This window comes from Promicromonospora umidemergens, assembly GCF_024171995.1.
Lineage (GTDB): Bacteria > Actinomycetota > Actinomycetes > Actinomycetales > Cellulomonadaceae > Promicromonospora > Promicromonospora umidemergens.
Map to the genome: position 1 here is coordinate 1 of NZ_JAMTCT010000048.1, position 10,526 is coordinate 10,526.

At 68.6% G+C, this 10,526-nt stretch carries 10 protein-coding genes; 5 read left to right on the forward strand and 5 right to left on the reverse strand.

The genetic code is table 11. The features are described 5' to 3' along the window. A partial coding sequence (locus APR04_RS29905) for an integrase core domain-containing protein (RefSeq protein ID WP_253878227.1) occupies window positions 1-307 on the forward strand: 307 nt, incomplete at its 5' end. Window positions 308-966: 659 nt separating this feature from the next. Here the strand turns inward: APR04_RS29905 and APR04_RS29910 are convergent. The 4 genes from APR04_RS29910 to APR04_RS29925 all read right to left on the reverse strand — a co-directional run bounded on the left by APR04_RS29910 (window position 967) and on the right by APR04_RS29925 (window position 4,220). Then, window positions 967-1,821, reverse strand: a complete 855-nt coding sequence (locus APR04_RS29910; protein ID WP_253878229.1) for a DUF6671 family protein — start codon at window positions 1,819-1,821, stop codon at window positions 967-969. After that, window positions 1,818-2,120, reverse strand: coding sequence for a helix-turn-helix transcriptional regulator (locus APR04_RS29915; RefSeq protein WP_242136446.1), 303 nt, complete (start codon window positions 2,118-2,120; stop codon window positions 1,818-1,820). Before APR04_RS29915 ends, APR04_RS29910 begins: the two co-directional genes overlap by 4 nt. A 109-nt stretch (window positions 2,121-2,229) precedes the next feature. Continuing rightward, a complete protein-coding gene (locus APR04_RS29920) occupies window positions 2,230-3,315 on the reverse strand; it encodes an L-threonylcarbamoyladenylate synthase (protein WP_253878231.1) in 1,086 nt (361 codons plus the stop codon). After that, window positions 3,312-4,220, reverse strand: a complete 909-nt coding sequence (locus APR04_RS29925) for a MarR family transcriptional regulator (protein WP_242136444.1) — start codon at window positions 4,218-4,220, stop codon at window positions 3,312-3,314. The genes APR04_RS29920 and APR04_RS29925 overlap by 4 nt, the downstream gene beginning before the upstream one ends. A gap of 224 nt (window positions 4,221-4,444) precedes the next feature. Between APR04_RS29925 and APR04_RS29930 the strand changes: the two genes are divergently transcribed. From APR04_RS29930 to APR04_RS29940, 3 genes are read left to right on the forward strand one after another with little or no spacing between them, the layout of a single operon-like run. Continuing rightward, window positions 4,445-6,031: a proton-conducting transporter transmembrane domain-containing protein gene (locus APR04_RS29930; RefSeq protein ID WP_253878233.1), complete on the forward strand. Its 1,587-nt coding sequence runs from the start codon at window positions 4,445-4,447 to the stop codon at window positions 6,029-6,031. After that, entirely contained in the window at window positions 6,028-8,598 is a 2,571-nt protein-coding gene (locus APR04_RS29935; RefSeq protein ID WP_253878235.1) for a DUF2309 domain-containing protein, read from the forward strand. Before APR04_RS29930 ends, APR04_RS29935 begins: the two co-directional genes overlap by 4 nt. Further along, window positions 8,595-8,918, forward strand: coding sequence for a P-II family nitrogen regulator (locus APR04_RS29940; RefSeq protein WP_242136442.1), 324 nt, complete (start codon window positions 8,595-8,597; stop codon window positions 8,916-8,918). The genes APR04_RS29935 and APR04_RS29940 overlap by 4 nt, the downstream gene beginning before the upstream one ends. Before the next feature lie 35 nt (window positions 8,919-8,953). On the opposite strand, the gene APR04_RS29945 is transcribed toward APR04_RS29940, so the two are convergent. After that, a complete protein-coding gene (locus APR04_RS29945) occupies window positions 8,954-10,033 on the reverse strand; it encodes an IS110 family RNA-guided transposase (protein WP_253878237.1) in 1,080 nt (359 codons plus the stop codon). Between the two features lie 208 nt (window positions 10,034-10,241). Between APR04_RS29945 and APR04_RS29950 the strand changes: the two genes are divergently transcribed. Continuing rightward, a partial coding sequence (locus tag APR04_RS29950) for a transposase (RefSeq protein WP_253873318.1) occupies window positions 10,242-10,526 on the forward strand: 285 nt, incomplete at its 3' end.

A 10,526-nucleotide genomic window follows, 5' to 3' on the forward strand; every position in this document is an offset into this window, starting at 1 on the left:
CGACCACGGAGCCCAGTACGGATCGAAGGACTACGCGCAGCTGTGCGGCCGGCTGCAGGTGACTCAGTCCATGGGCGCGGTCGGCACCAGCGCCGACAACGCCCTGGCCGAGTCGTTCAACGCCACGCTGAAACGCGAGACCCTGGCCGGCGCACCCGCGTTCGACGATGCCCGCGCCTGCCGCCTCGCAGTGTTCCGCTGGATCACGCGCTACAACCTGCGCCGACCGCATTCCCGGCTCGGGAACCAGAGCCCCATCGACTACGAACACGAAACCGACCCGGCTACGCTACGGCTGGCCGCCTGACCACACGAAGACGTGTCCACTTCTCGGGGCGAAGGCCCAAGGGCAGCACCCGCAGGCAGGCACCAGCCGTTGCGCGACCAAAACCCCGCCCATCGACAAGCGCACGCTGCCATAGACGAGACGGTCCCTGCCGAAAATGCGTAGCAAGGGGGCTGCTGACCCGGACCGCCGGTCTGAAACCTGCACCGTCTGCTCGCCCTCGGCCTCGAACACCGATCCGGGACCTGGGCGCTGGCCTGACAGCCGGCCCGCCGCCCGCAACCTGTGGACAACCGTCCCGTCACGGGCTCACGATGGGTTCAGGCGGGCGGACCGACCCACGCAGTCGCACCCTCGGGGTGCTGACCTTGATGCCGCACAGACTGCCGTATCGTGGCGATCCGCCCGCCGCCCACATCCCCTGCGGACAGAAACACCGGTTCTTCAGCAGTCTCCTCGTGAGTAGCCGGGAGGTGAAGCTCCTCCCGGCTACTCACTACCCAGATAAACTTTGAAATGACCCTGGGGGAGTAGGGGTGCCTGCTGCCGACCGACGCTCGTGCATGGGGCCAGGTTGAGCCTCGGTCGCGAGGCTGCCACATGCCCGAACACATGTCAGTTGATATGCGAATCGAGTTTCGCGATTTGCATGGTGGGTGGTGGTGGCTGTCTCGTGGGTGTCAGGGGTTGCAGAAGGGGCAGCCCGCCGGGTCGGCGAGTTCGTGACGCTTGATTCTGGTGCGGTGTTCGCAGCGGGCGCAGCCGTGGATGTCTGCGGCTGGCTGCGGGGTGGCGGTGAGGCAGAGCCTGCAGGGGAGGCCGGGTTCGGTGGCGACGCGACCGAACCCCGGGGCGCCGCAGCTCTGGCAGAGCCGGTCGAGGCGTTCGGCCAGTTCGGTGGCCAGTCGTGCGATGCTGCGCATGCGGGTGGGGTTGAGGTGGGCGCGCATGTCGGTTTCGATGCGCGCGTGCCCGTCCGAGGACGCCGCCGCGCAGCATGCGAGGGCTGCGGCGAGGGCGGAGCTGGTGCGGATGCCTTTGTAGAGTGCCTCGTCGGTTGTGGCGGTGTTCGGCCGCACGGTCACCGCGTGGCTGCCGAACTGGGCGGATTGCAGGAACTGTGAGGTTCGTTCGTCGAGTTGGTCGGTGACGGTGTGGCCGAAGTTGGTGTCACACTCGAGATGGTGCACGACGAGTTCGAGGCCGAGGTCCTCGTCGACGAAGGCGAGGAATTCCAGTCCTGCGGGGATGAATCCGGCGATGGGGTGGGGGCCGAAGGCGCCCTCGGAGGCCAGGCCACGGGGCAGTCTCAGGGCCTGCATGGCGAGGCGGGCTTTCCTCAGCGCTGTCTCGCGTGGTGGTGCCGGGCGTTCGATCTCGCCGGTGAAAGTGCCCAGTTGGTCGGTATCGACCTCGGTAGCGACCTGGACCATCAGGCCGGGCCGCTCGGCCAGGGCGGTGGCCAGCACCCGCTCCTTGCCATGTTTGGTCGCTAGGGCGACTTCGCGGTCGCGGTAGGGGTGTGGTGCGCTCATGCGCTACGGCCGGGGGCGGTCTTCGGCTCGGCTGTCAGGACGGTGAGGATTTCCCCGACCGCGTGGTCGCGGTCGAGGGGGTGCCGCAGTGGCAGTTCCTGGTTCAATCGGTAGCGGTTGCGGCGCCCGTCGCGGACGCGTTCGAGGTAGCCTGCCTGTTCCAGTTCGGCCACGATCCGCTGAGCCGCGCGTTCGGTGATGCCGACCGCGTCGGCGACGTCGCGTAGCCGCATCCCGGGGTCTTGTGCGATGCACAACAAGACATGCGCATGGTTGGTGAGAAACGTCCAGTCCGCCACCGTGATCACCCTACAATCTACGATCCCTGTTTGCCATTTTGTCTTACGTGAGTTCATTTGCACATGTAGTTGGTCGCGCTCGACTCGCGTCGTTGACACAGATCCTCTCCTACTCGGCGCATGCGCTGGTCGACGCGGTTCCTGCGGGGCGAGGGGCGGATGCGCGGGTGAGGCGGTCCGCGATGGCCAGACCGACACCCGCGGGGGTAGGGAGTGAGGCGATGACGACCTCGCAGTCGTGACGATCGAATTCGCGCAGGAGTCGATACAGATCGCGGGCGTAGTCGCCGATTGCCGTCGGCACGTCGATCACCAGCGCGCTGTCGATGGTGATCGATGCCGTGCTCGCGGGTGGTCGCAAGACTCCGACTCGCAGGCCGTGTGACTGCTGTCGATCGGCCTCGGCGACGATCTCGCTCTCCTCGACCAGGACCACGCGCGCGCGGGGGGCGTAATGCGAAGGATGCTGCCCGGGCGCGCGGTGCCCGGGCAATGGTGTGGTTGTTCGGATCGGCCGGCCCAGTGCCCGGGCGAGATCATCCACCCCGACCGCGCCCGGGCGGAGAAGGATCGGCTCGTCGCCGGTGACGTCGATGATCGTCGATTCGATCCCGACCGGGCAGGGGCCGCTGTCGAGGATGAGGTCCACGGCGGGGCCGAGTTCGTCGGCGACGTGTTCGGCGCTGGTGCAGCTGACGGCACCGAAACGGTTGGCCGACGGCGCCGCGATCGCCCCGCCGAATGCAGTGAGCAGGCGCTGGGCGACGGGATGATGCGGGACCCGCACCGCGACGGTGTCGCATCCACCGGTGACAACGGACGGAATGCGGGGACTACGCGGCAGGACCAGGGTGAGCGGCCCCGGCCAGAACCACTCGGCGAGCACCCGAGCGTAACCCGGTGTTCCCGTGACCCAGTCGCCGAGCTGGCCGGAGTCGGCGAGATGGACGATCAGCGGGTGCGTCACGGGCCGCCGCTTGACCTCGAAGACTCGGCGGACCGCCTCGGCGTTCTCGGCATCGGCACCGAGCCCGTACACGGTCTCGGTCGGGAAGGCGACTAGACCGCCTCGGCGCAGGATTTCCGCAGCGCCGCGGACGACCCCCTGCACCTGGGCCGGAGCGGGCCGGGCGGCGGCTGCGGGGGAGATCGTCCCAGGGCCGGTGAACGTCGTCGGTCGGGCTGTGTGCGTCATCGGTCGACTCCGGAGTAGGTGATCAGCCTCTGGATGCCCTGATCGTCGTCGACGACGAACCACCGATCGGCCACCAGACGCGGATGGCGGGCACGCAGATCCGCGACCTCGGCGGCCATGAACTTCGAGGGGCGGCTCGCGGCGAAGCTGGCGTAGAAGATGCCGCCCAAGCGCGACCCTCGCGGCTCGGAGGTAGCCGCGACGAACGTGTCGAGAACGTGCCGACGGGCCTGATCGGTGGTGTCGGTCGCACGCAGCAGGGGACCGTCGATCCAGCACAGCGTCCAGAGTCCCGACAGTGACACCGACCTGCGGACCCCGACCATGGCCTCAGCCACGGCCGCCTGCGAGGTCTCGTCCTGGGCCGCCGCAGGGGTGGCCGACTCGTAGTGCAGCCATTCGGGCAGTCCCTCTTCGAGGTCGCCGCGGACCCAGATGCCCAGCAGCGTGCTGTCGTGCCGACTGGCAGGCGAGAGGCCCTCACGCAGGTGGTTCAGGTAGTCGTTCACCGCGGGCACGGCCGCGTCCAGATCGTCGACGCTGCGCACCAGCAGCACCATCCACGCCGACGTCGTGCCGACCAGCCGCGGCTCCAGTCGGGCTACCGAGGCCACGGACCCGTCGTCTCGGGTGGGGTGTTCGAGCAGGTCGAGGACCTCGCCCACGGCGACGTCCCGGTCCGTCCGTGGCCGGAAAGGTAGCTCGCCGTTGAGGCGGTAGCGACCGGTCAGACCGTCGCGGTTGCGCTCAAGGTACCCCGCGCGTTCGAGTTCGGTGATTATGCGCTGGGTCGCCCGCTCGGTGATGCCGGCCTCGTCGGCGATCTGGGGCAGGCGCATCTGATCGTCGCGGGCGATGCACAGCAGCACCCGCGCGTGGTTGGTGAGAAACGTCCAGTCCGTCACGCATCACACGCTACAACATGCGACAGTGATTTAACACATCCGAGAACGTGTTTTATATTTCGTGTATTGTGAGTCGCGTTATGTCGTGATCGACGGCGTCCGATCGCGTTCCCCGACCGCTCCCGGCAATCCGGTGGCAACCGGGCGGTGTTCGGGTGGTCGCCGACAACAGGTGATCGCGTCGGTGAGTGATCAGCGGGTCGTCCGCTGGGAGGGAGAGGCCAGTGAGTGTGCTGCTGCTGGTATCGGTACTGCTGCCGGCGATGACCGGTCCGCTGTTGCTCGCGGGATGGCGCACCGGTCGCTGCGGTGTCGCGGTGACGACGTTCGCTGCCGTGTCGGCTGTCGTGGTCGCCATAGAGGTGGCGGTGCGCGGCCCGGTCGCCGCGGTCATGACCACCGGCCCGGACGGGTCGGCGGTGGCCGGGTTCTATGCCGATCGAGTGTCGGTGCTGTTGCTGTTGCTGGTGCTGGGCGTCAGTGCCGTGGTGCAGGGTTTCGCCACGCGGTACCTGCGCGGAGACGCTCGGGCGGCCCGCTTCGCCGCGCTGACCGGGTTGCTCACCACGGCCACCGCGGCGATGGTCACCGCCGCCACGCTGATCGGGCTGGCTGTGGCCTGGTCGGCGATCGGCCTCGGGTTGTGGTGGCTGTTGCGGGTGTACCGCGCCGATGCGTGGGTGCCGGTGGCGGTCGCGCGGACCGCACGCATGGTGCTCGTCGGCGACATCGCGCTGTGGACGGCGGTGATCGTGGCCACCGTGCAGTGGGGGAACGTGGACCTGCGCGCTCTCGAGCTGCCGACGACCACATCGGCGGCGGGTTCGATCATCGCGGGAGCGCTCGTGATCGCGGCGGTGGCTCGCTCCGCGCTGGTCCCGATAGCGGGATGGCTTCCGGCCACCGTCGCCGCGCCGACACCGCTGTCAGCTCTGCTGCACGCCGGCATCGTCAACGGGGGCGGCGTGCTGCTGCTGCGGTTGCACCCGATGATCGACTCCTACGCCACGGCGACGGGTCTGGCCTTCCTCGCCGGCGCGCTCACCGCAGTCTACGGCACCGCGCTCATGCTGACCCGGCCCGACGTGAAGTCCGCACTGGCCTACTCCACCGTCGGCCAGATGGGATTCATGGTGATGACGTGCGCTCTCGGCGCCTACTCCGCCGCGCTGTTCCACCTGATCGCACATGGCATGTACAAGGCCACGCTCTTCCTGGGGTCGGGGTCCGCGGTCGGCGATCACGTCAAAGAACGCACCGCACCACCGCGACCATTGGGCAGTCCGGGTGCGCGGCGCGCCTTCGGAGCGCTCGCCCTCCTGGTGCCCACGGTGGCGCTCGCCGGTGCGGTGTGGCTGTGGGAATCGGTGTTCGGGCTCGCCCATTCCGGGACGGTGTTGCTGCTGGCGTTCGCGTGGGTGACGGGCACCCGCCTGATGTGGGGCTGGGCCCGACGCGTGACGAAACCGGGGCCCGCCAGCGCGTTCATCGCAGTGCTCATCGCCGTGATGGTTGCCTACCTCGGTGCGCTGTCGGTCTTCAGCGCCTTCACCGAACCCACTCTGCGGGCCGCGGGCCCCGCGGTAATGAGCGCGTGGACGCTGATCCCGGTCTTCGTGGTGGTCGCGGCGCTCACCACCGTACGGGTCACCACCGTCCCCGCTCTGACCTCGCTGCACAAGACCCTGTATGTGGTGTGTCTGAGTCTCGGTGATCTCGGTCCGCGCGCTCGCAGGACCGCGTTCACCAGGGGCGCGCGCAGTGCCGCGCCTACCAGATCGTTCGTTCCCGTTGTGGTAGGAGAATCATGACAGTCACCGTCGATTCGGTCCCCGTCGATCAGCGCGCGATCGAGCGCGCACAGCTGCGAGCCGAGATCAGTGTGGCCGCCCGCGTCCTCACCCCCGTATGGCCGTTGAGCAGTTTTATCGCGGTCAACCCACTCGGCGGGCTGGAACATCGGCCCTTCGACGACGCTCTCGCCATCGCCGGTGACCTCTACGGCCTCCGAGGCACCCTCGACGAGGCCGAGTTCCGCGCCGCCCACACCACCGGCCGAATCACGAAGGCCGATCTGAGCGAGGCTCTCGAGCGCCGACTCCCAGACGCCGTCACCGCGGCACCTGTCGAGGTCGACGGACGCGTCTACACCGCCGCCGAGATCCTTCTGGCCGACCTTGTCCACGGATCGACCCCGCCACCCCCCACCCGCCGGCTGCTCACTCTGAGCGAACGCGTGTGCGCGCGCACCGCGGCAGCGATCGACGCTCAAACCGTCAAATGGTGCTCGGCGTATCTGGATCCCGGCCAGGCCAGCTGGACAATGCCCGGCCGCGACCGGGGCTTCTACCCGGCCTGGGCCGATCTGGCGCCACGCGATCCGCGGCTCCCCGCAGCCGCTCGCCGCGCGCTGCGCGACCTCCCCTCCGATCCCGCTGATGCCATCTCGCACGCACTGGCACGACTCGGTGTAGGACACGGTGGTGAACGCATCGCCTACCTGCGCGCCCACCTGACGCGGCTGCCGGGCTGGGCCAGCCACATCCTGTGGCACAGCAACACACCCGGCTCCACAATCGACCTGGTCGACTATCTCGCCGTCCGGCTCAGCTACGAGGCGCACCTGCTCGACACCACCGAACTACCCGCGAGGACGGCTCCTGGTCCCGCTCACCCATCGGGCACGGCCACAGACCGTGCCCATCGCGCGGCACAGGCATTGGGCACGACCGGTCTCGATGCCGCCGGCGAGGCGTCGATCCTCCGGATTCTCGACCATATGCCCGTCGATTCGCGGCCACTGGTGTGGCTGGACGCCTACGAGACGCACTATCGCCGCGGTCTGCTGGAGGAACTGGACAAACCCGTCCCCACCCCGAACTTCACCCGCGCCGACGCGCAGTTGGTGCTGTGTATCGATCCCCGCTCGGAAGGACTGCGCCGGCACCTCGAGGCGCTGGGCAGCTACGACACGTTCGGATTCGCGGGGTTCTTCGCTGTGGCCAGCCGCATCCACGCCCTCGCCAACGGCGATCCCGCGATCGCGGCGCCGGCTCTGGTGACACCTCACATCGACCTATATGAACAACCCGACCCGGCAGCGCTCGTCGCGGCGCAGCGCCACATCGCCGGACTGCACACCCTCGCAGCCACCGCGGACGCGGTCCACACCGCCAAAGCCGACCTGGCGGCACCGTTCGCTCTCGCCGAGATCCTCGGCTGGGCGAGCGGGCCCGTGGCCGCCGCGAAAACCCTGGCACCTCGCCGCTACCGGCGATGGCGCACCCGCACCCGGACCCGGATCGCGCCCCCTGCCCGCACCGTGATCGACACCGCCGGCGGGCTCGGTCTCGACCAGCGTGTGCAGATCGCCGAAACCGCCCTCACGGTCATGGGACTCACCAAGGGTTTCGCTCGGCTGGTGGTGTTCTGCGGACACAGCGCCAGTACCGAGAACAACCCCTTCCATTCGGCCCTGGCCTGCGGCGCCTGCGGTGGCAACCCTGGCGGGCCGAACGCTCGCGCCGCCGTGGACATCCTCAATGACACCGAAGTGCGCGACAGGCTCGCCAGCCGCGGCATCGACATTCCCGACGACAGCTGGTTCGTCGCCGCCGAGCATGACACCACCAGCGACCGCGTCACCATCCTCGATCGCTACCGGGTGCCCGACACACATCGGCACGACCTCGATCGGCTCACCGCCGACCTGGCCGAAGCCGGACGTCGCCTCGCTGCCGAACGAACCACCCTGCTTCCCGGCGCGCCCGACCGACCGAGTCCGCACACGGCGGCACGCCACGCCGGGACCCGTAGCGCGGACTGGGCACAGGTGTATCCCGAATGGGGCCTGGCCGGCAACGCGGCATTCATCATCGGACCACGCACCTTGTCCGCAGGCGTCGATCTGCGCAGCCGCTGCTTCCTGCACTCCTACAACCCCGACGACGACCCGACCGCGACCGCGCTGGAAACGATCTTCACCGCAGCGATGATCGTCGCGCAATGGATCAACTGTCAATACTATTTCTCCACCGTCGCCCCCGACATCTTCGGCGCCGGCACCAAAACAACCCACAACGTCGTCGGCGGAATCGGCGTTCTCACCGGCCCGTCCGGAGACCTGCGAACGGGCCTGCCCTGGCAATCGGTGGCAGTCGGGAACCGCCTCGTGCACGAACCGATGCGCCTGCTCGTCCTCGTCCACGCCCCGCACGAGCGAATCGACACCATCGTGGCCCGCAACCCCAAGGTGCGCGATCTCGTCGACAACCACTGGATCACTCTCCTCGCCCGCACCGACCAGAGCTCCCCCTGGCAACACCGCGCCCGCGGGGGATGGATTCCCTACCCCACCTCGAACGGAGTGCAGCCATGACCCGCACCAACCTCGCGAAAATGACCAGAATCGAGGTCATCGTCTCGGGAACCGACGCCCCCGACGTTCGCCGCATCATCGAGCACTCCGGCGCCACCGGATACACCACTATCTCCGGCGTCTCCGGTCTGGGCCACAGCGGATACCACGAAGGACGGCTGCTGTTCAACGAACAGGACACCCTCGCCCTGCTCATCACCGTCATCCCCGACCACCGCGCCGACGCCCTCATCGCCGGCCTACGCCCTCTGCTCGAGAACTCCTCCGGAGTCATGTTCGTCACCGACACCTATGTCAGCCGACCCGACTACTTCACATGAAATCCAGGGTCGTTGCAAAGACGCTTCTATGTTCGTCAAGCCGTAGCGGCGAGTGCGTTTGTCCTGGTCAGGAGCCTGTGCAGGTTGCGGGTGAGGTAGCGCTTGAGCTGGCGGCGGATTGACCGGATTGTCTTGCCTTCGGCGGTTCGGCGTGCGGCGTAGTCCTGGGTCGTGTCGTGCATGCGTAGTCGTGTCATGACCACGACGTGCAGGGCGTGGTTGAGCCGTCGGTCGCCGCCGCGGTCGAGGCGCTGGTAGTCGCTGTGGTTGCCGGAGGCGGCGGGGATCGGCGCGGTGCCGGCGATGCGGGCGAACGCGGCTTCGGAGCGGACGCGGCCGGGGTAGGCCCAGGCGGCGAGGATGACGGCGGCGCAGTAGGGGCCGATGCCGGGCTCGTCGAGCAGGTCGGGGGCGTGTGCGGCCACGAGGTCGCGCAGGGTCTTCTCGTTGTCCTTGAGCTCGTCGTGCAGTTCCAGGGCGCGCGCGGCGAGACGGGCTGCTTCGGTCCGGGCGTACTGCTGGTCGAGGGGGTCGGTGGTGCGCCTGCGCCAGGCTTTGACGGCGCGGATCTGGGCCATCGTGAGCGGCTTGCGGGCGTCGATGCCCAGGTCATGGGTGCGCAGCAGCGCGGTGAGCGCGTTCAGGTGCGCGGTCTTGTCCTTGGCGAGCCGTTCGCGGGCGGTGGTCAGGACCTGCATCGCGCCGGCGACTTCCCCGGCCCGGTAGTCGCGCAGCAGGTCAGCGGGTTGGCCGAGGACGGAACGCGCCGCGGCCTGGGCGTCCAGGATGTCCGTCTTGGCCTTCCCCTTGCCGCGGACCGGGGTGGGCGCCTCGACCACGCGGTAGCCCAGGCCCGCGAGGTGCCCGGCGGCCAGGCGCCCGTAGGAGCCGGTACCTTCCATGCTGATCAGCACAGCCTGCGGTGTGTCGATCGTGCGGCGGGCGACCCAAGCCGACGCGCGGGCCAGGCCGGCCGCGGTGGTCGGGAACTCCTGGGTGTCGACCACCGCGCCCGTGAGGGTCTCGATGATCGCGTAGACGTGGTTACGGGCATGGGTATCGATCCCGACGACGAACAGGTAGACCTGCGCGACGGGTACTGCTTCTGCGAGCATGGACACTGCGATGTTCCTCCCGAGCGTGGACGTCGTGACCGGCGTCGGCCTGGGTAGGAGTCACCTGGAGGCGTAACTGTCATGGGCCACAACCCGTGCAGGACACAGGTCGGGCATGCTTCTGATCAAGCCATCAAGGGGGCTTCACCCCGTTTGGTGGACACGCTGATACTGGATCGTGGATCCAGAGGAAGCGAGTTTGATCCGCATGGCTATGAAGAACTATCCGGAGGAGTTCAAGGCCGATGCTGTGGCCTTGTACGAGTCCACACCCGGGGCGACGATCAAGGGGATCGCCCGGGACTTGGGCGTCTCGCGAGAGACGTTGCGGTTATGGGTGCGCCGCGCGGCTGAGCAGCGCGGGCAGGCCGCCGTGACGGCCGGTCCGGCAGCGGGCACGACGCCCGGCGAGCCGGCGGTGCGTTCCGGTGGCCGGGTCGGGCAGCTGGAGGCACGGGTCGCCGAGCTCGAGGCAGCCAACGCTCGCCTGGAG

What these genes read in the sequence shown, in the direction of transcription:
- APR04_RS29910 (WP_253878229.1), bottom strand. Translation starts at nt 1,821, where the DNA reads ATGAGCGCACCACACCCCTACCGCGACCGCGAAGTCGCCCTAGCGACC.
- APR04_RS29920 (WP_253878231.1), bottom strand. Translation starts at nt 3,315, where the DNA reads ATGACGCACACAGCCCGACCGACGACGTTCACCGGCCCTGGGACGATC.
- APR04_RS29935 (WP_253878235.1), top strand. Translation starts at nt 6,028, where the DNA reads ATGACAGTCACCGTCGATTCGGTCCCCGTCGATCAGCGCGCGATCGAG.
- APR04_RS29940 (WP_242136442.1), top strand. Translation starts at nt 8,595, where the DNA reads ATGACCCGCACCAACCTCGCGAAAATGACCAGAATCGAGGTCATCGTC.
- APR04_RS29945 (WP_253878237.1), bottom strand. Translation starts at nt 10,033, where the DNA reads ATGCTCGCAGAAGCAGTACCCGTCGCGCAGGTCTACCTGTTCGTCGTC.